Source organism: Jeotgalibacillus proteolyticus (assembly GCF_002926065.1).
GTDB classification, from domain to species: domain Bacteria; phylum Bacillota; class Bacilli; order Bacillales; family Jeotgalibacillaceae; genus Jeotgalibacillus; species Jeotgalibacillus proteolyticus.
Genome location: NZ_PREZ01000003.1, coordinates 2,501 through 26,283, shown reverse-complemented (window position 1 = coordinate 26,283; position 23,783 = coordinate 2,501). Strand labels below are relative to the sequence as shown.

Here is a 23,783-nt window from a genome sequence, read left to right as displayed (position 1 = left end):
CTCATCCATACAAAAAGCTCAGAGTTTTACACTCTGAGCTTTTTACTATCTAGGCCGTTTTTTCTTCCGCTGAGTCCTCGGTTAACTTATCCACCATGGCGCTGATTGCCCCGTCACCTGTCACATTGCAGGCTGTACCAAAGCTGTCCTGTGCAAGGTAAAGCGCAAGCATAAGGGAGGTCATCGCTCCGGTGAAGCCAAGCATGGATTCGAGCAGGCCCAGAGAAGCCATAACGGCTCCACCCGGTACACCGGGCGCTGCAATCATCGTGATGCCAAGCATTAAAATAAATGGCAAAATGTCTGAAATGCCAGCCGACTGTCCCTGGATAAGCATGACAGCCATTGCGCAGCTGACAAGTGTTATGGTGCTTCCGGATAAATGTACCGTTGCCAGAAGAGGCACACAAAAGTCTGCAATTCGTCCGCGCACACCTGATTTTTTCGTGCGATCAAGTGTTACCGGGATGGTAGAAGCAGAGGACTGGGTCCCAAGCGCCGTAAAATAAGCGGGGATCATCGTTTTAATCATTGTAAATGGAGAGCGTTTATTTAACGCGCCTGCCACAGTATATTGGAACATCAAATAAAGTAAATGAAGAGCAATAATCATGATAAACACTTTTAGAAATACACTTAATATAGAGCTTACCTGCCCGCCTTGAGTCATATTGGCGAAAATGCCCAGGATATGCAGAGGCAGCAGAGGAATAATGATTTTTTCAATCAGCTTTTGGATAATCGTGCGAAATTCTTCAAGTATATTCAATAAATGATTGCTCTTTAGCGTAGAAACGCCGATTCCTAAAACAAAAGCCAGCAGTAATGCTGTCATAACACCCATCATTGGCGCCATTTCTACTTCAAAAAAACCTGATAGCAGCGCATTTTCTGGATCATCAAATGCCTGTGATGCTTGATTTTGAAGAATAGAGGGAAAGAGCAATGTGGCAGATGTAAAAGCAACAAGACCCGCGACGATAGTTGAGCCATAAGCCAATCCGGTGGTCAGGCCGAGCACCTTTCCGGCACCTCTGCCCATTACACCAATACCTGGTGCGATAAATGCGATGATAATTAAAGGGATAGCAAAGGATAAAAAGTTACCAAAAAGTCCATTAAATGTAGCGAGAACCCGGATTACGGATTCAGGTGCTATGCTCCCGAGCACCACCCCTAAAGCAATTGCTAAAATAATCCTTGGAAGTAAGCCGATCTTCTTCATTTTGCGTCCTCCTGATGTGAACAGCTGTATTTGTTAGGTGGAGTATAACGCTTTGCTTTCTCTTTGTTAAGAGGGATTGTTATATTTATAATAGTAAATTTTTTCTGAATTTAATGGATGGTTATTTATCATTTAGAAATTACTCGTCATTTTGTTATAGTAAGAAAACAAAAGCCGGGACGAGAATACCATTTATAAACTGTTCAAACGTGTTAAAATGGTAGAGTATGATTTCAAACGTAATGACTGGTACATAGAACCTAACCTAATGGAGGATTTTATAGATGAAAAAGAAGCTATGTTTATTATTTGGAGGAAAATCGGCTGAGCATGAGGTATCCCTGCAAACGGCCAAAGCCGTCATTAAAGCGCTCGACTTAACAAAATTCGAAATTGATCCGGTATTTATTTCGCCGGAGGGAGAGTGGAGAAAAGGCTTGCCGCTTGAAGGACCGGTGGAAAGCGTTGAAGCTCTGCAATTTGGTGAAGATAAGACGGTTTCAGCAACAGAAGGTCTTCAATCGACCGCTCTTACTGTTTCAGAAGAGAAAAAAGAAGGATACGATATCGTCTTTCCTCTTCTTCATGGGCCAAATGGGGAAGATGGAACAGTCCAGGGGCTTTTAGAAGTTTTAAACGTACCGTATGTAGGCAATGGCGTACTCGCTTCTTCAGCCGGAATGGATAAAGTGATTATGAAAAACCTGTTTAAAGAAGCAGGACTTCCACAGGTAAACTATGTTTCTTTTATCAGAAGTGCATGGGAAGCTGATCGTGAAGCTGCCTATTCGCATGTTGAGAAGGAAATTAGCTATCCTTGCTTTATTAAACCGGCAAACCTTGGTTCAAGTGTTGGAATCAGTAAATGTACCGACCGAAAAGAGCTTGAAGCCGGGTTTGAAGAAGCCTTTCTTTATGATCGGAAAATTATTGTGGAGCAGGGCGTCAAGGCACGGGAAATCGAAATCGGCGTGCTTGGAAATGATTACCCTGAGATGTCAGTGCCGGGTGAAATCGTTGCTAAAAAGGATTTCTACGATTATAAAGCAAAATACGTGGATGGAGATTCTGTGATGATTATTCCTGCAGAGCTGCCTGAGGGAATTGCAGAAATATTGCAGGAGATGGCTAAAAAAGCATTCCAGGCAGTGGATTGCTCAGGACTTGTAAGAGCTGACTTCTTCTTAACTGAAAACAATGAGATCTTTATCAATGAAATTAATACGATGCCAGGTTTTACGCCGTACAGTATGTTCCCGCTTCTTTGGGAAAACACAGGTGTATCGTACCCTGAACTAATTGAACGTCTTGTAGAGCTTGGAATTGAACGACATAAAGAAAAACAACGGATTAAATATTCCGTGTAAGGAGTTAATTACATGAAAAGAACGCTTGGACAAATTGCTGAAATGCTGGAGATCGAGCTGCCAAATCCCGCTTTTAGTGATGTAGTGGTAGAAGGGGCAAGCATTAATACGCGTACGTTGAAGAAGGGGAATTTATTTATTCCTTTTAAAGGTGAAAAGGTCGATGGCCATCAATATGTTCCTCAGGCTGTTGAAAACGGGGCATCCGCTGTTTTCTGGCAGGAAGGTGCAGCATCTCCTCCTGAGAATGTGCCTCATCTGATTGTAAAGGATCCGGAACTTGCTCTTCAAAGACTTGCTTATGTTTACCGCAGACAGGCAGCTTTCAAAGTCGTGGCAATTACCGGAAGCAACGGGAAAACAACAACCAAGGATATGGTGGCAGGCGTGCTGTCTGCTGCATTTTCTGTGCAAAAAACAGAAGGGAATTTTAACAACCAGCTTGGCTTGCCGTTAACACTCCTTAATGTAAAAGATGATACAGAGATTTCCATCCTTGAAATGGGAATGAGCGGCTTTCGCCAGATTGCCTTTTTAACCGAGCTTGCGGCTCCTGATATTGCTGTAATTACCAATATCGGTGAATCGCATCTACAGGATCTGGGCTCGCGTGAAGGCATTGCGCAGGCGAAATTTGAAATCACCGAGGGTCTTGCTGAAGAGGGGATTTTGTTTTACTACGGAGATGAGCCTCTCTTGCAAAGCCTCGTTGAAAAGGCTTCAGGATTTAAAACGGGCTCTTACGGCTATAGTGAAACGAATGGTCTTTACCCTAAAAACATTGAGATGTCAGAAAAGGGCAGCAGAATCTTTTTAACGGCTGACACTGACCACTATATTGATGTTCCGGTCCTTGGAAAGCATAATGTGTTAAATGCACTTGCCGCTATCCGTGTGGCGCTTCATCTTGGAATGGATGAAAAGACCATCGCAGGCGGTTTTGCTTCGATGGAGCTGACCTCAATGAGAATGGAAAGAGTAGAAGGGGCAAAAGGCGAAACCATCATTAACGATGCGTATAATGCCAGTCCAACCTCTATGAAAGCGGCGATTGAATTCGCTGAGGAGCTCAAGACAGAGGGCCGGAAAATCCTCTTATTAGGCGATATGCTAGAACTTGGAGAGGATGAGGAAGCCTTTCACCGGGAAATTGGCAGAGGGCTTTTGCCTGAAAAAATTGATTATGTGCTTACCTTTGGCGAACGTGCCCAATGGATTGCAGATGAAGCGGCAGAGCGTTTTCCAAAGGGCCGGGTACGCTCTTTTGGTTTAGATAAGCCTGAGCTGATCAGCATTCTGAGCGGACTTACGGCAAAAGGTGATTTAATCGTTGTTAAAGGCTCAAGAGGCATGCAGCTTGAAGAAGTCGTTCAGGCAATGAATTAACAAGTCTTCTCCTCTGAACGGATTCAGAGGAGGGGGCTTTTTTGTGTCGCTGCGGCTTTTACTGACAGGAATAAGTCATCATTTTTTAGGGTAGGAGTAAGTAGTAAAAACTAATTGGAGGTGTTTAAGTGGGTCAGGTAGGCTGCTTATTAATTCATGGATTTACAGGCGGTGCATATGAAGTAAATCCGCTCGCCCGGTATCTCCGGGAGCATACGGACTGGATCGTATCAGTGCCTGTCCTTCCTGGGCACGGCAGAACCCTTAATCTTAGAGACACAAATGCGGATGAGTGGGTTGCGTTTGCAGAAGAGGAATTAAGGCGGCTGTGGCTTTATTGCGATGAAGTGTATGTAATTGGCTTTTCAATGGGAGGTCTAATTGCCACTCATTTAGCGATTCATTATCCGGTCAGTAAGCTGGTGCTCTTAAGCGCCGCTGCACTATATATCAATACACGGCAAATCTTCAAGGATTTAAATGAATTGGCCGGTAATATGGTAAGAAGAAAGCTGCATGAAAACGAATGGTTTGGCCATTATAAGTATAAGCTCATCAATACACCGCTAAAAGCGACATTTGAATTTCGAAAGATCGCTAAGCGAACCATCCCTCTTTTGGAGAAAATCAATATCCCAACCTTTATTGCACAGGGGCAGATGGATGGAATAGTCCCTCCAAAAGCAGCAAGGTATGTGTACGACCGGATTGGAACGTACGAAAAAAAATTATATTTATCCAAAACGTCCAAACACCTTATCTGCTATGCGGCCGACTGCGATAAACTTTTTCATGAGATCGCTTTCTTTTTGAAATGCACCGATTACCCCGATGATGGATGATTGTATTTTGCTAAAATGCGTGCTACTATAATAAAGACATCTGGTACATTTTATGCAACGAGCTCTTTTGACAATAAAGAAGAGTGTATTTTTTTGTTGGTTGTCTTTATCAACATGAAGACCAATTTAAATGATTGGCATCTTTGGCGCACTCGGCATATGACCGAGTTTTATTTTTTGCTTAGGAGCAAACTGAACCAATAAAAACTTTTGTACTTCTAAGCTTAAGTCAGCACCTGTCAGCGGATAATGCAAGCCGCTTTCGATTTGCGGCTTGGACAGGGTACGCCCTATATATATTTATAAGGACAACGATGAAAAGCTATCGCAGTCTTCTTAGCGATCATAGCGATGTGTATGAAATAGATGATTCACAACACAAAGGAGATTGAAAAGAATTGACATTATTTTCAGAATTACCAATCAGTCCATCTATACTAAAATCCATTAAACGTATGGGGTTTGAGGAAGCTACACCAATCCAGGCGGGTACGATCCCTCTATCTGTTGAAGGCAGAGACATTATTGGCCAGGCACAAACAGGTACAGGTAAAACGGCAGCGTTCGGGATTCCAATGCTTGAAAAGATTGACACAAAATCACCTAATATCCAGGGCTTGATTATTGCTCCAACACGTGAGCTTGCCATTCAGGTTTCTGAAGAGCTTTATAAAATCGGAAGCGACAAGCGTGTACGCGTGCTTTCAGTATATGGCGGACAGGACATTCAGCGTCAGATTCGTGCGATGAAAAAGAATCCTCATATCATCGTAGGAACACCAGGACGTCTTTTAGACCATATCAATCGCCGCACACTTAAGCTTGATAACGTTCAAACACTTGTATTGGACGAAGCGGATGAAATGCTTAACATGGGCTTTATCGATGATATCGAGTCAATCCTTAAAAACGTGCCAAGCACGCGCCAAACACTTCTTTTCTCAGCGACTATGCCAGGACCGATCCGCAAAATTGCTGAGCGTTTCATGAGCAATCCTGAAACAGTGAGTGTAAAAGCAAAGGAAATGACGGTAGAAAACATCGAGCAGTTCTTTGTTAAAGCACATGAGCGTGAAAAATTCGACGTATTATCACGTCTTCTAAACGTTCAATCACCTGAGCTTGCGATCGTATTCGGACGTACAAAGCGCCGTGTAGATGAGCTTGCACGTGCACTTGAAATCCGCGGCTATATGGCTGAAGGAATTCACGGTGACCTGACTCAGGCGAAGCGTATGTCTGTTCTTAAGAAATTTAAAGAAGGACGCATTGACGTTCTTGTTGCAACAGACGTAGCTGCACGCGGACTTGATATCTCAGGCGTAACACATGTTTACAACTACGATATCCCGCAGGATCCTGAAAGCTATGTTCACCGTATCGGACGTACAGGCCGTGCAGGTAAAACAGGTATGGCAATGACGTTTGTAACACCTCGTGAAATGAATTACCTTCGCGTAGTAGAGCAAACGACGAAAAAGAAAATGACTCAGCTTCGCCCGCCAAGCTCTACAGAAGCACTTGAAGGCATGCAGCGCGCAGCAGTTGATCAATTAAAAGAAACAATCGAGAAAAACAATCTTGAAGAATACAAAGTACTTGCTCGTGAATTAATGAACGAAAACGAATCGCTTGATGTAATCGCAGCAGCGTTGAAAGCATTAACGAAAGAGCCGGACGACACGCCGGTAGACATCACACCGGAAAAACCTTTATCTTCTAAAAAGCATGGCGGTAACAAGCCATACCATAAAGACGATAAAAAATACGGCAACCGTGGCGGAAATCGCAGCGGTGGCGGAGGAAAAGGCGGATCTAAGCCTTACAACAGCCGTCAGCGTCAGCCAAGACGTCCTTCTGCTTCACGTAACGAAGGTTAATACCAAAAAGAAAGAAAGCTGCCAGGTTTATCCTGGCAGCTTTCTTGTTTTGTTTAGCTTTGCCGATCCTTAAGTGAAAAATAAATGCCGTGGGATTCAAGAATAAAATCCACTTTATTAAACTCAGTCCGCAGCTTTGGATCACGATCATAAAATAGCTCTGTACCATCTGCCATCGTGAGCACTAAGGTTTCATACGGCGTTTCTTCATTTCCTTTTAACAGCACTGCATTTGAGATATCGTTCCACGAATATTCAGTAGACGATAACGTAAAAAAATCGCTGTGCACAATTCGTTCTTCCCTGATAACAGAATAACTGGAAAGACTTAAAGAAGAGATAACCACAAACAAAATAACTGATACACCTGCAGCAATCCTCATTTTTTTACTTTGATAATACATAAGAAAAAAGAAAAGGGCTAAAAATACAGTTCCAATTGGAAAGAGTATCTTAGATGCTGTCGGTGTTTTTATGTAGATCAAATCTCCAGCGGTGAACATCACCATATGTATCAGGCTTGGTAAAATAAAGGATAACAACAGACCAAGGATAATTGTAATAACTCCGAGAACGACCCATATCATATTTCCTTCCTTTAAATGATCCTCCATAACGTAATTCCTCCTTTCAAAACATAATTTCCTTACATACGTTTTAAACATTGTAAAGATTCAGTCTTTATTAAAAAAATGAAGAACTTGAAAAATAATCCTTTTCTATTATATAAGGTGTCACTGAAAATGAATACCGTAAATGTAGAAATTGTCGAAGGAATTTGAGAAAGTGAAACATCCGGGTTAGTGAACCGTAGTATACTATATAGTGGACAGAGTGGTTATCAGATTGGAGAGAGTGAGATGAATCGTAGAGAACCAAATAAACGAATTTCAGAGAGAGCATTAACGGTGTGGAAATTATACGGTTGGATCAATGTTGCCGTTGTTGGCATACTTGCTGCCGCCGTTATTACATTGAGTGTTATTTTTGACTGGCCAGGCTGGATCATTGCTGCTGCTGCGGCTATCCCGGTCGTCGTGTGCCTGCTGTCAGTTTTTGTGCTGCCGGTAATCAAATGGAAAAGATGGCGTTATGAAGTAAGGGAAGAAGAAATAGAGCTTCAGCACGGGATCTTTATTGTTAAACGAACGCTTGTGCCAATGGTGCGCGTCCAGCACGTGGATACAGAGCAGGGGCCGATCCTGCGTAAATACCAGCTTGCAACGATTTCAATCTCAACTGCTGCGACACTTCACCAAATTCCTGCGCTTGATATTGAGGAAGCAGACTCCTTAAGAGATTCGATCTCAGCACTGGCAAGGGTGGCGAAGGACGATGTCTGAAGAAAAAAGGCTGCATCCCATTTCAACTGTCATAAATTTTGTGAAACAATTAAAAGAAGCTGTTATCCCTCTGGTGGTTTTATTATTTTTAAACCGCAGAGGACAGGAAACGTTTTTTGATTATCTTCCTCTTATTGGAATGGGTATTTTCCTGCTTGTAATCCTGGTGTCCGGGATACTTAAGTGGTGGAGGTTTACATATCGGCTTGAAGAAGGCGAGCTCAGGATTGAATACGGATTATTTGTAAAAAAGAAGCGATATATTCCGTTTGAAAGAATTCAAAGTCTGAATTATTCAGAGGGAATCTTTCACCGTCCGCTAAAGCTTGTCAAAATAAAAGTTGAAACAGCAGGCTCCTCATCCTCGCTTGAATCTGAGGCTGAATTAACAGCGATCACAAAAGAAGAGGCAAATTACTTAAACTCGGTTATCGCAAAAGCGAAAAAACGGATTAAGGAAACAAATGAAGTACTGTTGGAGGAAGGAACCGAGAGAGCAGACGGCTTTCAAGCTGAAGTAGAGCCGGAGGAGAAGGTCCTTTACAAAATGACGATAAAGGATCTCATCATCATGGCTACTACCTCAGGAGGGGCAGGAGTCGTCATCTCGGGTGTCTTGATTTTCCTTTCTCAATTCAATGAACTGATCCCATTTGAAGCAGTAATGAATGAATTCGTAGAAGTGATCCAAAGCGGCTTGCTGCTAGTCGCCATTGCAGTATTTCTTGTCCTGCTTGTAGCCTGGTTTATCGCAGTCATTTTAACTTTTATTCGCTACGCGGAATTTACGGTTAAATTAATCGATAATGATCTCGTCATTACAAGGGGGCTGCTTGAAAAGAAGCAGACGACAATCCCTTTAAACAGGATTCAGGGCATCCGCTTTAATCAGAATATCCTAAGAGAGCCCTTTAACTACACCTCCGTTACGATTGAAAGTGCGGGAGGCTCAGTATTAGAAAAAGATTCAAACACAATACGGCTGCTTCCGATGATTCGTGCCGTTGAGGCTGTGCCGATCCTAAAGCAGGTGCTTCCTGATTATCAGTGGGAAACAGATTTTATCGGGGCGCCAAAACGCTCCATTTTCCGTTATATGTTTTGGAATCTGTTATTTATCACGATTGCCATCGTACCGGTTTCTTATTTCTTTTTTCCTGCAGGGTTATTTTCACTCCTGCTGTACCCGCTTGTTATCGGCCTTTCCTGGCTTCAGTATAAGAGCGCGGGCTACTGCCTGAGCGAAGACCAACTTACCGTCCGGTTCAGGGTATTTGATAAACAAACCGTTTACATGAAGAAAAAGAGAATACAATCACTCGAGCTAAGAGAAACCATCTTCCAAAGAAGAGGCAAAGTAGCCACACTATCAGCAGTAATAAAATCCTACAGCACCGGAAGCGTCAACTCCGTCAGCCACCTTGATGTAGAAGACGTCGAAAAGGTCATGGAATGGTACGAACCCGAAGGCCAAAGAAGCCAAAGAGAAAGCAGCCAAACCCACAACGAACTAAACCTTGAATAACCCTAAAAAGAAAAGCCTTTGCCCCCGCGGCAAAAGCTTTTTCTTTTGTATGCACACTCAAAAGGGAAAGGTGGGAGAGTAGTATAACCCCATAACTTACTAAGTCCGAAGAAGCAAAAGTAGTACCAACGAGCTGATTGGAATGGAAGGCGGGGACTCCGAAGGGATGAAGCGGGAAAGCTGAGATCCACTTGCGATAGCAAGTTAGCTCAGCTCCCGCCCCTCGGAAAGCCTCCGCCTGCAATGGAAATCAGCCCCCTGCAAAGAGGCATTCACTCTTAACACTCACCATACATAGAAGCATTAAATTGCGTAAGCTTATATAATGGCAACCAATGTGATTTATCGTGGGGCATTAACAATTAATTCCGAAGAGATAAACAAATTCCTAGGGAGTTGATTGAAGTGGAAGGGGCTGACTCCTGCGGGATAGAGCGGAAAGGCTGAGATCCATTGGCGCAGCCAATTAGCTCAGCTTCCGCCCCGCGGAAAGCATGCCCCTGCAACGGAAATCAACCCGTTTCATAAAGGGGCATTTACTAATAGAGGTATTTGCTAATCTCACAAACTTTACCGCGCCGACTGCCCCCTCGACTGAAACACAAACATCCCAATAAAAAACCCTGCCAAAAGCCCCGCAATATGAGCCGTAATATTAATATTCGCACCAAAAAACGTCATAATCACACTAATAACCAAAATCGGCAGCAAAATCTGCTTCAGCTCAGCCGGCGCACGCTCCTTATAAATAAACAAAATCGCAGCATAAACACCAAACAACCCAAAAATCGCGCCGCTCGCTCCAACAGACAAATACATAGGCGGCTGAATCATCCACGTCGCCACATTCGCAATAATTCCTGACAGCATATAAATCACAATAAAATGAAAATGTCCTGCAATCCGCTCTAGCGCAGGTGCAAACAGCACAAGCGAAAACGTATTAAACAGCACATGTCCAATCCCGCCGTGCGCGAAAATCGGCAAAATCAGCCTCCACCATTCTCCGTCACTAATCAAAAAATTAGCTCCCATCATCATGCGCAGGAACTGATCTCCCAAACCGCCGGGAAGGGATGTTAAAATAAACACAACGGCGTGTATCACAACCAGGGCTGACACCACCGGATAAAACCTGATAAACTGAGATAAGCTTTCAGTACGTACAAACAATGAAATGATTCCTCCTTCTAAACCTTGGATCATTACTGTTAATCATACAATAAATCAAGAGAAAAAGGGTGGTACAATGATTATCGGCATAGGACTTGACCTGATTGAGCTGACCCGGATCCGGGCTGTCATCGGGCGCCATCCAAAGCTCGCCAGAAGAATTTTAACGCCTAACGAAATGGACTATTACCATACGTTAACAGGGGACAGAAAAGTAGAATTCCTTGCAGGAAGATTTGCTGCCAAGGAAGCCTATGCCAAAGCAATCGGCACTGGGATCGGACAGGAAACCTCCTTTCAGGATATTGAAGTAGTAAAGGATTCCTATGGTAAGCCTTTTATTAAAGTGGAAAGAGCGGGACTTGTTCACCTATCGATCACACATACAAAAGATTATGCAGCAGCTCAAGTCATTATTGAACAAAACGAGGCATAAAGTAGAGCGTAAGAACGGGAAAGAGGTTCTTGCGCTTTTTATTTTGAGCTAAATTCCCCTGTTAACAACCATGCTGCAGGGTTCTGGCTGCAACGCTCAGGAATATCATGCTTCCTTTTGCAGATGCCTTCTGGCAAAAATCTCTGCAAAAAGGAGACGAGCCCTGACTGGCGGCCTGAGCTGAATAAATTGGCTGATCAGCAAGAAGGAGGTGGTCCATACGTTTGAAAACAGGAATAAAAAGATCCGTTTGGCACAAAGAATATTTCTCAGGCTTGTCTCATATGATCATATGGCACCAACATGAACGGAGTGTTGACTCAACAAAGGGGAGGAAGCCATGAAGAAGCTAGCTGTGTCGTTGTTTATTGGGTGTATGATCCTTTTATTGACTGCTTGCGGAGAGACGACAAAAGAAGAAGCAACAAGTGATTTACAGGAAAAGGTTGAAGAGGTAAAGGGGTATAAAGCAACGGCCAAGATGGTATTTGAAACAGGGGAAGAGCCTCAGGAATACGATGTCGAGGTATGGTATTCAGATCCTCATTATTACCGGGTTCACTTAAAACATGCTGAAGAGAAGCAAAGCCAGATGATTATTCGAAACGATGAGGGTGTATTTGTCTTAACACCTGCCTTAAATAAGAGTTTCCGCTTCCAAAGCGACTGGCCGACAAACGGAAGCCAGGCATACTTAATTGAATCACTTGTAAAAGATATTACTGAGGACAGTTCATCTACTTTTGCTGAAAAGGATGGCTCTTATGTGTTCGAGTCAAAAACAAGGTACAAGCATCAACATATGTTCCCGATGCAGCAAATCATTTTTGACAAGAAAACCTTAACGCCATCATCCGTAAAAGTGAAGGATGCAGAGGGCAATGTTAAAATCAATCTGACATTTACAGCGGTTGATCTTGACGCTTCTTTCCAAAAGAGCGACTTTAATTTAGAGAAAAACATGATGAGCGCTCAGCTTGAGGTTCCGGTGCTTGGAGATGGCGAAGAAGGAGCGGAAGCATTTACCGTTCTTTACCCGACTGCACAGCTTGAAGGGACGGCTCTTCATGAAGAAAAAGAAGTTACGATTGACGGCGGTAAACGGCACATCATGACCTTTACAGGTGAAAAGAATTATACCCTGATCCAGGAAAAGCTTGAAGCGGCACCTGTTATGGTAACGACGACAGATGCGCCTGGTGAGGTTGTTGACCTGGGCTTTGCGATGGGCTCCTTAACTGAGCAATCTGTAAGCTGGAGCTATAACGGAGTAGACTACATGCTTGCCTCCAATGATCTAACGCAGGAGGAACTGGTTGCGGTAGCTTCCTCCGTCCAGGGGACTATGGTAAAATAACCACATCTTTATTTAAGGAGCTGATTCGAGAGAGTCGCTCCTTAAATAGTTCTAAGGGTGTGGAAAATGATGGGAAGTCGAAAAGAGTTTTACCGGGATACTTGGGCGGAGGTTAATCTTGATGCGATCGCCCATAATATAAAACATATGGCAAAAATTACTGGTCAAAAGACCGGTATTATGGCGGTTGTAAAAGCGAATGCATACGGGCATGGATACGTTCAGGTCGCGGAGACAGCTCTTTCCAATGGAGCGACACATCTTGCAGTAGCGTTTCTGGATGAAGCGCTATTTCTGCGCAGACAGGGGATCACCGCACCAATTGTCGTGCTCGGCGCTTCCAGACCTCAAAATGCAGGGCTTGCTGCTGAAGAAAATGTTCAGCTTACTGTTTTTACAAAGGAATGGATCCAGGAAGCGGGAAATTACCTGTCAGACGGACAACAAATCCGTATTCATATAAAATGTGATACCGGCATGGGCAGACTCGGCGTTAAAACAACCGATGAACTTATCAGACTGGAGAACGAAATAGAGAAAAATTCTGCTATTCATATAGAAGGTATTTATACGCACTTTGCTACAGCGGATGAAGTCAACCGTAAGTATGCGGATGAACAAATAAACCGATTTAAACTGTTTGTGGATGCCCTTAAGCAGAAGCCGGAACTTATTCATGCATCCAACAGTGCAGCTGCTTTTATGAGAAAAGACTCACTGTTTTCCATCATCCGGTTTGGCATATCGATGTATGGTCTTTCTCCCTCAAGTGAGATAGCGGATCTTTTACCTGTTACGCTTGAGCCGGCACTTTCTTTATACACCACCATTGTACAGGTGAAGAAAGTAAGCCCGGGAGATAAAATCAGTTATGGGGCGACTTATGAGGCGAAGGAACATGAATGGATTGCGACGCTGCCGGTCGGCTACGCTGACGGCTGGATCCGGAAGATGCAGGGATTCAAGGTGCTGGTGGATGGCAATAGAGTACCCATTGTTGGAAGAGTTTGTATGGACCAATGCATGATCCGGCTGCCAAAGGAGTACCCTATAGGGACAAAGGTCACTTTGTTTGGCGGAGAGAACGGACATGTCCTGCCGATGGATGAGGTGGCGGATCATCTTGAGACAATTAACTATGAGGTTGCCTGTGCAGTTTCAGCCCGGGTGCCGCGTGTATACCATAAAAACAACGAGTCTTTTTTTGTATTAAATCCACTGGTTTAGTCAATGCTTGCAAGGAAATGTCAGAAATAATACAAATGGTCCTTCTCAGGTCCTGCTTTTAGTGTTACTATGAAAATGGACTTGAATGATGAACGAACATCTAAAAAAGTAAATAGCAATCAATTATGGTATGCAATGATGGTGGAGGTGTAGTTTGTGTCGGAATCCAGCGTAACGTCAGAAATTTTGGTGCGTTTGCCAAAGCAGCTATTAAACGAACTGGAAGCATTTGCAGAGCAGGAGCAGCTCAGCCGCAACGAATGTATTTATCGCGCCACAAGAATGTTGATGCGAGAACGACGTAAGAAACAAACTCAAGATGCAATGCGACGAGGGTACATGGAGATGGCAAAAATCAATCTTTCTATGGCATCTGAAGCACTACAGGCCGAATACGAGGCTGGGCATACCGTGGAACGATTGGTAAGCGGAGGATAACGCTTTGAATGTTAAGCGTGGTGATGTATTTTTTGCTGACCTTTCTCCGGTTGTCGGTTCAGAGCAAGGTGGAGTCCGCCCCGTTCTCATCATCCAAAACGACATTGGAAATCGGTTTAGTCCCACTGTGGTGGTCGCAGCCATAACGGCTCAAATCCAAAAAGCCAAGCTCCCTACCCATGTTGAAATCAGCTCAAAGCGCAATGGCTTTGAACGGGATTCCGTTATTTTGCTTGAACAAATCAGGACATTAGATAAACAACGATTAACTGACAAAATAACGCATCTCGATGATGAAACGATGGACAAGGTAGACGAGGCTTTGCAAATAAGCTTAGGATTGGTCGACCTCTAATGTGGAAACGCTCTTTATAGAGCGTTTTTTTCTTTTGGATAGACCACACACCATTACTACTCTATAATGTAAGAATAGAGAGTGCTGTTTACTACAATACTAAACAGAAACAAAAAGAGGTGACAGGATTGTATAATGAAATAATTTCTCATATAAAGAATCGGAAAACAGAGATTATCGAAGAGTGGATTGACCGTGTTAAGGAAGCGGCTGATGAACGAATGATAAGCGTTGTCTCCGAGCAGGTATTTCAAGGGACAAGCTATGAATTTGTTGACTTGATCCTGCTTAATCTGGATGAAAATAACAGTGAATATAAGAGCAAGCTTGAGATGTTCTCTGAAAAAATAGTCCGGTTAGGCTGGCCGATTACCTTTGTTGTATCTGGTCTTCGAACATTTACACACGTGGTACATGATGATTTGATTCAAGAAAAAAAGATCTCGAAGGATCGTGAAGGTGAATATTTGGAGTTTTTGGATAACTGGCTTGCGCCTTTATCAAACGAAATCATCCATACATACGCATCTACATGGGAGAAGACGGTTTCTCTTCAAAAAATCGCTTTGCAGGAGCTCTCAGCCCCGTTAATTCCGGTGGTTGAGCATATTTCGATCATGCCGCTCGTCGGAACGATCGATACAGAACGGGCTAAGCTCATTATGGAAAACCTGCTTGAAGGAGTCGTAAGCCATCGTGCGGAGGTAGTGCTTATTGATATTACAGGAGTACCGGTCGTTGATACAATGGTAGCCCATCATGTGATCCAGGCGGCAGAAGCCGTTCATTTAGTAGGGGCAAGATGTATGCTTGTCGGAATCCGTCCTGAAATTGCACAGACGATCGTAAATCTCGGCATTGATTTAAATAAATTTATTACCACAAGCACGCTTAGAAAAGGGATGGAAAAAGCGTTGGAAATGACCAATCGTAAAATTGTTGAATTGGAGGAAGTAAATTGAGAATTCCCATTTTGAAGTTAAAAGACTGTCTCCTGGTATCGATTCAATGGGAGCTTGACGATCAGACAGCCTTGCAGTTTCAGGAGGATCTCTTGAAAAAGATCCATGAAACGAACGCAAGAGGCGTCGTGATTGACATTACATCCATTGATTTTATTGATTCATTTATCGCAAAGGTTCTTGGGGATGTTATAAACATGTCCCGTTTAATGGGAGCGAAGGTTGTCATTACAGGTATTCAGCCAGCTGTAGCCATCACGCTTGTAGAGCTTGGAATCAGACTGGATGACGTGATGACGGCTTTAGATCTTGAAAAGGGTTTAGAGAAACTTCAACAGGAATTGGGGGATTGACTCAATGGAAATCCAATCCTGTGTAACCATCTTAAATGAATGGGATATTGTAGCTGCAAGGCAGCTGGGGAGAAATGTGGCTAAAGAGCTGGGATTTGGAACTGTAGACCAGGCCAGAATCACAACGGCTATTAGTGAATTAGCCCGAAACATTTACCTCTACGCTGGACAAGGGCAGCTTTGTATAGATCGATTAAACGAACAAGGAAAAACAGGACTTCGCATCATCGCGGTGGATGAAGGTCCGGGAATCCCTGATATTCGCAAGGTGATGGAGGATGGTTTTTCAACATCAGGAGGTCTTGGAGCAGGTCTTCCAGGGGTAAGACGGCTGATGGATGACTTTAATATTGACTCTAACCCGGGAGAAGGCACTGATATTCGTGCGACCAAATGGCTCCGATAGGAGGGTAAATAGCTAAATGGATTTTCGCAAATCAATGGAAGAGAAGTATTTGAACGTACTTAAAGATTTTATAGAAACTCAATCAGAGCAATCCTTATACGCTGCCCAGCAATTCAGCAGGCTCGGTCTTGAAAATAAGATCCCTCCTGAGGAAATTGTTAACCTGCAAAAAAGTGCCATGCAAAAGCTGGTGCCGGATTTACCCGAGGAAGTCCTTCACTCATTTGACATCCTCCTTGAGGTAATGACAGCGTATGGTTTTGCTTTTAGAGAACATCAGAGCTTAATAGATACACAGAAGGAATTTAAAAATGAGATGGAAATTGCCTCCAGTGTGCAGGAAACACTGCTCGGCACTTCTGTCCCGACCGTTGAAGGACTGGAAATTGGTGCCCTTAGTGTACCAGCTAAGCAGATGAACGGTGATTATTTCCATTTTGTGCATGATGGGGATCACTCTGTTAATGTGGCAATCGCTGATGTAATCGGTAAGGGCATTCCTGCTGCGCTCTGTATGAGTATGATCAAATATGCAATGGACAGCCTGCCTGAATACAGAAAGGATCCAAGTGCAGTATTGGAAAGTCTTAACAGAGTTGTTGAACAAAACGTAGATGATTCGATGTTTATCACCATGTTTTACGGTATGTATGAGCTTAGAAACCATATTCTTCACTTTTCTTCAGCCGGGCACGAGCCGGGGTTCTTCTATTCTAAAAAGATGAGAGAATTCCTTGATCTTGAAGCCAGAGGGCTGTTGCTTGGAGTGGATAAAAATGCAACCTACAAACGCTATGAACAGCAAGTGGACGTAGGAGATATGATCATCCTTCTTTCTGACGGGGTGACGGAGTGCAGAACGGACGAAGGCTTTATCGAACGGGAAACACTTATGTCATTTATTAATAATTATATTGATTTACCTCCCCAGGAGATTGTAAACAAAATTTTCCGTGATCTGGAAAAACTGCAGCATTTTCAGCTCCGAGATGATTTTACATTAATTATCATCAAACGGATAAAGTGAGAAAATTACGTTTTAATATCGAATTTTGCGGGTAGATTACCATTATACTGTTTTTAGATACATGAAGAGGTGGAAAAATAATGAATATATCGATAAATGTTACTGAACAGACCGATGAACAGGTAAAGGTAGCAATAGCTGGAGAAATAGATGCATTTACAGCACCAAAGCTGAGAGAAAAAATGGAACCATTTTCATTACAGGAAGGAATCACGCTAATCGTGGATCTGTCCCAGGTAAATTACATGGACAGTACCGGTATTGGTGTATTTGTCGGGTTGTTTAAAGGGATGAAATCAAACGGCGGGCACCTTCAGTTAATCGGTCTTTCCGATCGATTGAAAAGACTTTTTGACATCACAGGACTTGCTGACATTATGGATATTAATCCCGAAGTTAAAGGTGGAGTGGAATAATGCAACCATTTGATTATATTGAGATGAAAATTCCCGCCAAAGCTCAATATGTAGGTGTGATGCGATTAACGATTTCGGGAATTGCAAGCCGTATGGGCTTCACATATGACGATATTGAGGATCTCAAAATTGCTTCGAGTGAAGCAATTACCAATGCGGTCCAGCATGCCTACAGCGAGGATGATAACGGGGAGGTTGTTGTCGGGTTTGCCCTTTACCAGGAAAAACTTGAGGTAATTGTTGCAGATCATGGCAGCAGCTTTGATTTTTTAAAAATTAAAGAAGAGGTCGGCCCTTACGACGAAAGTGCATCGGTTGATATGCTTAGAGAGGGCGGCTTAGGGTTGTATCTGATTGAAAGTCTAATGGACGAGGTTAAGATTCACCACAAAGAAGGTGTGACCGTCTTCATGACCAAGTATATTGAGGAAGAGCAGGTGGAGAGGGATGCGAAAACTGTCTCAACCTAATCAACCAAGCAAAGACGAGGTTCTTAAATGGATTAAGGCTTACCAGGAAACTGAAGATGGTGATGCCCAGCATAATCTGGTTGTTCACTATCGCAATCTGGTTGAATCCATTGCAAGAAAATATTCTAAAGGCAAATCTTATCATGAAGACATCGCCCAAGTAGGAATGATCGGGCTTTTAGGCGCTATCCGTCGATATGATGAAACTTTTGGAAAGAGCTTCGAAGCTTTTGCTATACCTACGATTATTGGTGAGATCAAACGATTTTTACGGGATAAAACATGGAGTGTCCATGTACCGAGACGTATTAAGGAATTAGGTCCAAAGATTAAAGCCACGGTTGAAGAATTAACAACGGATCTTCAAAGATCCCCCAAGGTAAGCGAAATTGCCGACTATCTTGAGGTTTCTGAAGAGGAAATCCTTGAAGCGATGGAAATGGGCAAGAGCTATCAGGCTCTTTCAGTTGACCATTCCATTGAAGCAGATTCTGACGGCAGCACAGTCACACTTCTTGATATTGTCGGAAGTATGGATGATAACTATGAAAAAACAGACCAGCGTCTTGTTCTTGAAAAAGTCCTTCATGTACTGACAGACCGTGAAAAGCAGATTATTCAGTACACGTATTTAGAAAATCTGAGTCAAAAAGATGCCGGTGATCAGCTCGGGATTTCTCAAATGCATGTATCGCGCTTACAGCGTCGTGCAATTAAGAAGCTTCGGGATGCAATTCAGCAGGAAAACCAGCAGGATGAGGATTATACTTAATGGATGTGCTTCACCACGAGAAGGTGAGAGCTGTTGCTGGTCAATACACGAAAATGGGTAAAAGCGTATGCGGAGACAGTTATTTTATGTTTTCGACAGAGGAGTACTTCATTTGCATACTGGCTGATGGATTAGGAAGCGGAACGTATGCAAATGAAGCATCTACTGCTGCGTGTGACGTAGTAGCGATGCATCATGAAGAAGATGTTGAGACACTGATGGAGCGCTGCAATCATTCACTCCTAAAAAAAAGAGGGGCGGCTGTTGCAATCGTTAAAATTGATTTAGTGAAAAAGGTTGTTCAATACAGCTGTGTAGGGAATGTGCGTTTTTACTTTTACTCACACAGCGGGAACCTTACCTATCCTCTGCCGGTAACCGGGTATCTATCGGGAAGACCTCAGAAATTCAAGGTTCAGCGATTTGTCTATGAAGACGGCGCATCATTTCTTCTCCATTCTGATGGACTTGTACTTACGCGTGTACGCCCGTTATTGCAGTCACACCACTCACTTGATTATATTTCCTCGCAGCTGGAGTCCATTGTCAGTGGTACGGATGATACCACTTTTGTGATTGGGAGATTACCATAATGGTAGTCTCTTTTTTGCTTTTAACAGGCCAGTATCCCTGTGGTACAATGAAGGTCAATGTGATATGGAAAGGCAGTGAAGAATAACTTATGTCCAGCGAATTGAATCAGCACTTACTTAACCAGCTTGCCAGGGAGACGTCTATCAATCATAAGCAGGTAGAGCAGGTCATTCAGCTTTTAAATGAAGGAAATACAGTTCCGTTTATTGCCCGATACCGTAAAGAAATGACCGGTGCATTAGATGAAGTGCAGATAAAAGAAATCGATGATAGATGGAAATACCTCCAAAACCTTGAGGAACGAAAAACCGAGGTCATGAGGCTTATCGAGGAACAGGGCAAATTAACAGAGGAGCTTTCTGCTTCGATCAAAAAGGCAGCAAAGCTTCAGGTGCTCGAGGATTTATACCGTCCCTTTAAGCAAAAAAGACGTACGAGAGCAACTGTGGCCAAGGAAAAAGGATTGGAGCCGCTTGCTGTGTGGTTGACATCTTACCCGAAAAATGGCTCTGTTGAAAAAGAAGCAGAAAAATACGTATCAGAAGAAAAAGAGGTTGCTTCAATTGAAGAAGCTATAGCGGGAGCAAAGGATATCATCGCAGAGCAGGTCGCAGATGAACCTGCTTTCAGGGAATACATAAGAAAAGAAACCTTCCGTCACGGAAAGATCCGCTCCCAGGTTAAGAAAAACGAAAAAGACGAAAAGGGCATTTTTGAAATGTACTATGACTATGAGGAGCCTGTACATAAAATTGTTCCTCACCGCGTACTCGCATTAAATCGCGGAGAAAAAGAAGAAGTGCTTCGGGTTTCCATTCAGCCTGACAGCGACCGGCTGGTGAAAGAGCTGACAAGAAGAATGATTAAATTCCCTCATTCGATTACCGCTGCAATCGTAGAAGAAGCTATTGATGACGGCTACCGGAGATTAATTCAGCCCTCGATCGAAAGAGAAATACGAAATGAACTGACAGAGAAGGGAGAAAATCAGGCGATCCATATCTTTTCAGAAAACCTGCGTAACCTTCTTCTTCAGGCGCCGTTAAAAGGGAAAAAGGTACTTGGCGTAGACCCGGCATATCGAACCGGCTGTAAGTTAGCGGTAGTGGATGAAACCGGAAAAATGCTAAAGGTGGGTGTGATCTACCCTCATACAAAGAGTGATCCATCGAAAGCAGCTGCAATTTTCCAAAAAACCCTGAAGGATTATGATATTGAGCTTGTGGCAATTGGCAACGGGACAGCCTCCAGAGAAACGGAGCTTTTCGTTGCAGAACAGCTTAAAGGTCTTTCAAAGGAAATCTTCTATTTGATTGTTAATGAAGCAGGTGCGAGTGTATACTCAGCCTCTGAAATTGCCAGAGAAGAATTCCCTGATCTTCAGGTAGAGGAAAGAAGCGCAGTTTCCATTGCGAGACGTCTTCAGGATCCGCTTGCTGAGCTTGTGAAAATTGACCCAAAATCAGTTGGAGTAGGGCAATATCAGCATGATGTGTCTCAGAAGAAATTAAATGAATCCCTGACTTTTGTCGTTGAAACAGCTGTAAACCAGGTAGGGGTCAACGTCAATACTGCTTCGCCGGCTTTGCTTCAATATGTAGCAGGTCTATCAAAAACAGTTGCACAAAACGTCGTTAAGCAACGGGATGAGGCTGGGAAATTCACAGACCGTACGCAGCTTAAAAAGATTCCAAGACTTGGCGCTAAAACCTACGAACAGTGTATAGGATTCTTACGCATTACCGATGGCAAAAATCCCTTGGATCGGACGCCGATTCACCCTGAGCAATATTCTTTTGTGAAAGATATGCTCAAGGCTATGAAGGCAACCCCGGCTGATATTGGCAGTGAAGAACTAAAATCCAAAGTGATGGAAAAGACACCTGAGCAGTGGGCAGAAGAAATTGGGACTGGAATTCATACGATGAAAGATATCGTAGAAGCACTCATCCGTCCGGGAAGAGATCCTCGGGACGAGCTAAGTAAGCCTTTATTAAAGCAGGACGTCTTAAAAATGGATGACCTTCAAAAAGGAATGGAGCTTCAGGGAACCGTCCGGAACGTAGTGGACTTTGGTGCCTTCGTAGATATTGGAGTCAAGCAGGACGGACTTGTTCATATTTCAAAGCTGAAAAAAGGATTTGTAAAGCATCCGCTTGATGTTGTCGCGCTTGGAGATGTGGTAACAGTTTGGGTTGATCAGGTTGATGTTAAAAAAGGCAGAATTTCGCTCACGATGCTACAGCCGGAGCAGCAGGAAAACCATTAAACAGGGGGAAAAGGATGTTTTATACGATTATTACAGTTGCCACAGTGCTGGCGACTTTAGGAATTACATTTAATTATATTGCTCATTTAGGTACGATTGTGAAAATCGGGAAGGAAGGAGAACAGCAGGGGCTGAGCATTCAGGGAGCGATGACGCGCTTCTTTTTTGCGACAGCGATTATTGAGCTGGTTCCGCTTGCAGTTATTATTATTACGTATATAACAGTGGAGCGGCCGGATGCAGGAACACCCGTGCTTCCATTAGTGATTATTGCAGCAGCGATGTTTTTCGGTGTAAGCCAGGTGCTGATGCGCATGAGACAGCCAATGCCTGAGGAGATTAAGAAGCAGGTGCGCTCGTTTTCGCTTTTGACGACACAGCTGATTACATCGATACCGATTATTGCTGTTGTGTTTATGTTTATTTAAGAGACTGATGGTGGTTCTAGCGAATAGTGTTACAAGTGAATACCTATAAAGGTTGGTTGATTTCCGCTGCAGGCGGAGGCTTTCCGCGGGACGGGAGTTGAGCTAATTGGCTTCGCCAATGGATCTTAGCCTTCCCGTTTCATCCCGCAGGAGTCCCCGCCTTCCGCTTCAATCAACTGGAGAAATGCATAGCATTGTTCTACGGAATTTAAGGGTTAGTAGCATAAACCTTAAACCTCTTAGTTTTAGTTAGCGGAAAGTGAATTTTAAGTTTCCGAATACTCAATTTGGTGCAATAGTTTCTATTTATAAGGAGAAATGACTGTGGATCAGGTGACGATACAGGAGATTGTCGAGCGGATTTCGTTAGAGGATTTTGGGAAGCCGTTTCGTCATAAGGCAGTGTTTAATCAGCGCCTGCGGACAACTGGAGGCAGGTATATGCTGAGCTCTCACAATATCGAGCTTAATATTCATTACCTGGATGAGCACGGGATGGACGAACTCATTGGTATTATTAAGCATGAGCTATGCCACTATCATCTTCATTTAGAAGGGAAAGGGTATCAGCACAGGGACCGGGATTTCAGAGAACTGATCAAACAGGTATCGGCCCCGCGTTTTTGTACGCCGCTGCCTTCCCAGCAAATCAAAAGGCAAAGCAGAGTTCAAAAAGTACATGCGTACCAGTGCAAGTCATGCGGTCAATCTTTTATTCGCAAGCGCAGGGTTAACACTGAACGGTATGCTTGCGGCAAGTGCAGAGGAAAGCTCTCTTATTTAGGAGAAGCAAGAGAAGCGTAAGAAGCAGTACAGCGTGTCTGTGCTGCTTCTATTTGTTTGAAAAGCAGGAGAAGGAGTAAGGTAAAACAGGCTGCGAATTAATCGTTTTCATTTTGACAACAACAGGCGGTTATGGTATATTACATGCATTCCCTTAAAAACTATGAGGGGCTTTTTTAAAAAACATTTGAAAAGTTATTGACAGTCATTGTTTGGTTCTGTTAAGATGTTAAACGTCGGTAAGATGACATAATGTTTTTTTGAAGCTGCATACATAATTTCAACAGGGTAACTTAATAGACTTTTTTATCGTTCCACAGTAGCTCAGTGGTAGAGCAATCGGCTGTTAACCGATCGGTCGTAGGTTCGAGTCCTACCTGTGGAGCCATTTTTATGGGGAAGTACTCAAGTGGCTGAAGAGGCGCCCCTGCTAAGGGTGTAGGTCGTGTAAGCGGCGCGAGGGTTCAAATCCCTCCTTCTCCGCCAGACATTTTTTACATAGGCCCGTTGGTCAAGCGGTTAAGACACCGCCCTTTCACGGCGGTAACACGGGTTCGAATCCCGTACGGGTCACCAATTTACTTATTCTTAAAAGCTATCAATTAGCACTAACGAATTATTAAACCCAGTGAGGGTTGTGAGAAGCAAGAAGGTCGAGGAAGTGAATCGATGAACACCGGAGCGCACTAGGGTGCGTGAGGATGTGAAGAGAGAAACTGACGAAGAGATTCGCCGCTTTTCATAATCAA

25 protein-coding genes and 3 tRNA genes are annotated in these 23,783 nt (G+C 43.4%); 25 read left to right on the top strand and 3 right to left on the bottom strand.

Annotated elements, in window-relative coordinates; all coding sequences use genetic code 11:
* Positions 1–49: 49 nt before the first annotated feature.
* Complete coding sequence (locus C4B60_RS07070) at positions 50–1,225, bottom strand: dicarboxylate/amino acid:cation symporter (protein ID WP_104057310.1); 1,176 nt, start codon at positions 1,223–1,225, stop codon at positions 50–52.
* 284 nt (positions 1,226–1,509) lie between these two features.
* Between C4B60_RS07070 and C4B60_RS07065 the strand changes: the two genes are divergently transcribed.
* From C4B60_RS07065 to cshA, 4 genes are all read left to right on the top strand, one after another.
* Entirely contained in the window at positions 1,510–2,592 is a 1,083-nt protein-coding gene (locus tag C4B60_RS07065; protein ID WP_104057309.1) for a D-alanine--D-alanine ligase, read from the top strand.
* A 12-nt stretch (positions 2,593–2,604) separates the two neighbouring features.
* Entirely contained in the window at positions 2,605–3,978 is a 1,374-nt protein-coding gene (locus tag C4B60_RS07060) for a UDP-N-acetylmuramoyl-tripeptide--D-alanyl-D-alanine ligase (RefSeq protein WP_104057308.1), read from the top strand.
* Between the two features lie 128 nt (positions 3,979–4,106).
* Complete coding sequence (locus tag C4B60_RS07055) at positions 4,107–4,820, top strand: alpha/beta hydrolase (RefSeq protein WP_104057307.1); 714 nt, start codon at positions 4,107–4,109, stop codon at positions 4,818–4,820.
* A gap of 398 nt (positions 4,821–5,218) precedes the next feature.
* Positions 5,219–6,700 (top strand): degradosome RNA helicase CshA, encoded by a 1,482-nt coding sequence (cshA, locus tag C4B60_RS07050; protein WP_104057306.1) that lies wholly within the window; start codon positions 5,219–5,221, stop codon positions 6,698–6,700.
* A 53-nt stretch (positions 6,701–6,753) separates the two neighbouring features.
* On the opposite strand, the gene C4B60_RS07045 is transcribed toward cshA, so the two are convergent.
* On the bottom strand, positions 6,754–7,314 hold the full coding sequence (locus tag C4B60_RS07045) for a hypothetical protein (protein WP_104057305.1): 561 nt from the start codon (positions 7,312–7,314) through the stop codon (positions 6,754–6,756).
* A 246-nt stretch (positions 7,315–7,560) separates the two neighbouring features.
* Between C4B60_RS07045 and C4B60_RS07040 the strand changes: the two genes are divergently transcribed.
* Together C4B60_RS07040 and C4B60_RS07035 are read left to right on the top strand one after the other, a co-directional pair.
* Complete coding sequence (locus C4B60_RS07040) at positions 7,561–8,043, top strand: PH domain-containing protein (RefSeq protein ID WP_104057304.1); 483 nt, start codon at positions 7,561–7,563, stop codon at positions 8,041–8,043.
* Complete coding sequence (locus tag C4B60_RS07035) at positions 8,036–9,568, top strand: PH domain-containing protein (protein WP_104057303.1); 1,533 nt, start codon at positions 8,036–8,038, stop codon at positions 9,566–9,568. The genes C4B60_RS07040 and C4B60_RS07035 overlap by 8 nt, the downstream gene beginning before the upstream one ends.
* A 570-nt stretch (positions 9,569–10,138) precedes the next feature.
* On the opposite strand, the gene C4B60_RS07030 is transcribed toward C4B60_RS07035, so the two are convergent.
* The gene (locus C4B60_RS07030; RefSeq protein ID WP_104057302.1) at positions 10,139–10,741 is read right to left on the bottom strand and encodes a rhomboid family intramembrane serine protease; all 603 of its coding nucleotides are present in this window, start codon (positions 10,739–10,741) and stop codon (positions 10,139–10,141) included.
* A gap of 76 nt (positions 10,742–10,817) precedes the next feature.
* Here C4B60_RS07030 and acpS point away from each other — a divergent pair, with 76 nt between their 5' ends.
* From acpS to C4B60_RS06935, 19 genes are all read left to right on the top strand, one after another.
* Positions 10,818–11,177: a holo-ACP synthase gene (acpS, locus tag C4B60_RS07025; RefSeq protein WP_104057301.1), complete on the top strand. Its 360-nt coding sequence runs from the start codon at positions 10,818–10,820 to the stop codon at positions 11,175–11,177.
* A gap of 340 nt (positions 11,178–11,517) precedes the next feature.
* On the top strand, positions 11,518–12,534 hold the full coding sequence (locus C4B60_RS07020) for a LolA family protein (RefSeq protein ID WP_104057300.1): 1,017 nt from the start codon (positions 11,518–11,520) through the stop codon (positions 12,532–12,534).
* 69 nt (positions 12,535–12,603) lie between these two features.
* Positions 12,604–13,761: an alanine racemase gene (gene alr / locus C4B60_RS07015; RefSeq protein ID WP_104057877.1), complete on the top strand. Its 1,158-nt coding sequence runs from the start codon at positions 12,604–12,606 to the stop codon at positions 13,759–13,761.
* A gap of 156 nt (positions 13,762–13,917) precedes the next feature.
* Positions 13,918–14,199, top strand: a complete 282-nt coding sequence (locus tag C4B60_RS07010) for a CopG family ribbon-helix-helix protein (protein ID WP_104057299.1) — start codon at positions 13,918–13,920, stop codon at positions 14,197–14,199.
* A gap of 4 nt (positions 14,200–14,203) precedes the next feature.
* A complete protein-coding gene (locus tag C4B60_RS07005) occupies positions 14,204–14,554 on the top strand; it encodes a type II toxin-antitoxin system PemK/MazF family toxin (RefSeq protein ID WP_104057298.1) in 351 nt (116 codons plus the stop codon).
* Between the two features lie 128 nt (positions 14,555–14,682).
* Positions 14,683–15,516: an STAS domain-containing protein gene (locus C4B60_RS07000; RefSeq protein WP_104057297.1), complete on the top strand. Its 834-nt coding sequence runs from the start codon at positions 14,683–14,685 to the stop codon at positions 15,514–15,516.
* On the top strand, positions 15,513–15,869 hold the full coding sequence (locus C4B60_RS06995) for an STAS domain-containing protein (RefSeq protein ID WP_041056372.1): 357 nt from the start codon (positions 15,513–15,515) through the stop codon (positions 15,867–15,869). Before C4B60_RS07000 ends, C4B60_RS06995 begins: the two co-directional genes overlap by 4 nt.
* A gap of 4 nt (positions 15,870–15,873) precedes the next feature.
* Entirely contained in the window at positions 15,874–16,275 is a 402-nt protein-coding gene (locus C4B60_RS06990; protein ID WP_104057296.1) for an anti-sigma regulatory factor, read from the top strand.
* A gap of 16 nt (positions 16,276–16,291) precedes the next feature.
* On the top strand, positions 16,292–17,302 hold the full coding sequence (locus C4B60_RS06985; RefSeq protein ID WP_104057295.1) for a PP2C family protein-serine/threonine phosphatase: 1,011 nt from the start codon (positions 16,292–16,294) through the stop codon (positions 17,300–17,302).
* Between the two features lie 80 nt (positions 17,303–17,382).
* Positions 17,383–17,718, top strand: a complete 336-nt coding sequence (locus C4B60_RS06980) for an anti-sigma factor antagonist (protein ID WP_104057294.1) — start codon at positions 17,383–17,385, stop codon at positions 17,716–17,718.
* Positions 17,718–18,188 (top strand): anti-sigma B factor RsbW, encoded by a 471-nt coding sequence (gene rsbW, locus C4B60_RS06975; protein ID WP_135122099.1) that lies wholly within the window; start codon positions 17,718–17,720, stop codon positions 18,186–18,188. Before C4B60_RS06980 ends, rsbW begins: the two co-directional genes overlap by 1 nt.
* A complete protein-coding gene (gene sigB / locus C4B60_RS06970) occupies positions 18,166–18,960 on the top strand; it encodes an RNA polymerase sigma factor SigB (protein WP_104057292.1) in 795 nt (264 codons plus the stop codon). The genes rsbW and sigB overlap by 23 nt, the downstream gene beginning before the upstream one ends.
* Entirely contained in the window at positions 18,960–19,553 is a 594-nt protein-coding gene (locus C4B60_RS06965; RefSeq protein WP_104057291.1) for a PP2C family serine/threonine-protein phosphatase, read from the top strand. Before sigB ends, C4B60_RS06965 begins: the two co-directional genes overlap by 1 nt.
* Before the next feature lie 89 nt (positions 19,554–19,642).
* Entirely contained in the window at positions 19,643–21,823 is a 2,181-nt protein-coding gene (locus tag C4B60_RS06960; protein WP_104057290.1) for a Tex family protein, read from the top strand.
* Positions 21,824–21,837: 14 nt separating this feature from the next.
* The gene (locus C4B60_RS06955; RefSeq protein WP_104057289.1) at positions 21,838–22,251 is read left to right on the top strand and encodes a hypothetical protein; all 414 of its coding nucleotides are present in this window, start codon (positions 21,838–21,840) and stop codon (positions 22,249–22,251) included.
* A gap of 324 nt (positions 22,252–22,575) precedes the next feature.
* Positions 22,576–23,055 carry a SprT family protein gene (locus tag C4B60_RS06950; RefSeq protein WP_104057288.1) on the top strand — a complete coding sequence of 160 codons (480 nt, stop codon included), beginning with the start codon at positions 22,576–22,578 and terminating at the stop codon, positions 23,053–23,055.
* Positions 23,056–23,347: 292 nt separating this feature from the next.
* Positions 23,348–23,422, top strand: a tRNA-Asn gene (locus C4B60_RS06945).
* A gap of 7 nt (positions 23,423–23,429) precedes the next feature.
* Positions 23,430–23,520: transfer RNA gene (locus tag C4B60_RS06940), tRNA-Ser, on the top strand.
* A 15-nt stretch (positions 23,521–23,535) separates the two neighbouring features.
* A tRNA-Glu gene (locus tag C4B60_RS06935) sits at positions 23,536–23,610 on the top strand.
* Positions 23,611–23,783 lie beyond the last annotated feature (173 nt).

What these genes read in the sequence shown, in the direction of transcription:
- C4B60_RS07070 (WP_104057310.1), bottom strand. Translation starts at nt 1,225, where the DNA reads ATGAAGAAGATCGGCTTACTTCCAAGGATTATTTTAGCAATTGCTTTA.
- C4B60_RS06955 (WP_104057289.1), top strand. Translation starts at nt 21,838, where the DNA reads ATGTTTTATACGATTATTACAGTTGCCACAGTGCTGGCGACTTTAGGA.
- C4B60_RS06965 (WP_104057291.1), top strand. Translation starts at nt 18,960, where the DNA reads ATGGATGTGCTTCACCACGAGAAGGTGAGAGCTGTTGCTGGTCAATAC.
- sigB (WP_104057292.1), top strand. Translation starts at nt 18,166, where the DNA reads ATGCGAAAACTGTCTCAACCTAATCAACCAAGCAAAGACGAGGTTCTT.
- C4B60_RS07060 (WP_104057308.1), top strand. Translation starts at nt 2,605, where the DNA reads ATGAAAAGAACGCTTGGACAAATTGCTGAAATGCTGGAGATCGAGCTG.
- C4B60_RS06985 (WP_104057295.1), top strand. Translation starts at nt 16,292, where the DNA reads ATGGATTTTCGCAAATCAATGGAAGAGAAGTATTTGAACGTACTTAAA.
- C4B60_RS07045 (WP_104057305.1), bottom strand. Translation starts at nt 7,314, where the DNA reads ATGGAGGATCATTTAAAGGAAGGAAATATGATATGGGTCGTTCTCGGA.
- rsbW (WP_135122099.1), top strand. Translation starts at nt 17,718, where the DNA reads ATGCAACCATTTGATTATATTGAGATGAAAATTCCCGCCAAAGCTCAA.
- C4B60_RS07035 (WP_104057303.1), top strand. Translation starts at nt 8,036, where the DNA reads ATGTCTGAAGAAAAAAGGCTGCATCCCATTTCAACTGTCATAAATTTT.
- C4B60_RS06960 (WP_104057290.1), top strand. Translation starts at nt 19,643, where the DNA reads ATGTCCAGCGAATTGAATCAGCACTTACTTAACCAGCTTGCCAGGGAG.
- C4B60_RS07020 (WP_104057300.1), top strand. Translation starts at nt 11,518, where the DNA reads ATGAAGAAGCTAGCTGTGTCGTTGTTTATTGGGTGTATGATCCTTTTA.
- C4B60_RS06980 (WP_104057294.1), top strand. Translation starts at nt 17,383, where the DNA reads ATGAATATATCGATAAATGTTACTGAACAGACCGATGAACAGGTAAAG.
- C4B60_RS06990 (WP_104057296.1), top strand. Translation starts at nt 15,874, where the DNA reads ATGGAAATCCAATCCTGTGTAACCATCTTAAATGAATGGGATATTGTA.
- C4B60_RS07040 (WP_104057304.1), top strand. Translation starts at nt 7,561, where the DNA reads ATGAATCGTAGAGAACCAAATAAACGAATTTCAGAGAGAGCATTAACG.
- acpS (WP_104057301.1), top strand. Translation starts at nt 10,818, where the DNA reads ATGATTATCGGCATAGGACTTGACCTGATTGAGCTGACCCGGATCCGG.
- alr (WP_104057877.1), top strand. Translation starts at nt 12,604, where the DNA reads ATGGGAAGTCGAAAAGAGTTTTACCGGGATACTTGGGCGGAGGTTAAT.
- C4B60_RS07065 (WP_104057309.1), top strand. Translation starts at nt 1,510, where the DNA reads ATGAAAAAGAAGCTATGTTTATTATTTGGAGGAAAATCGGCTGAGCAT.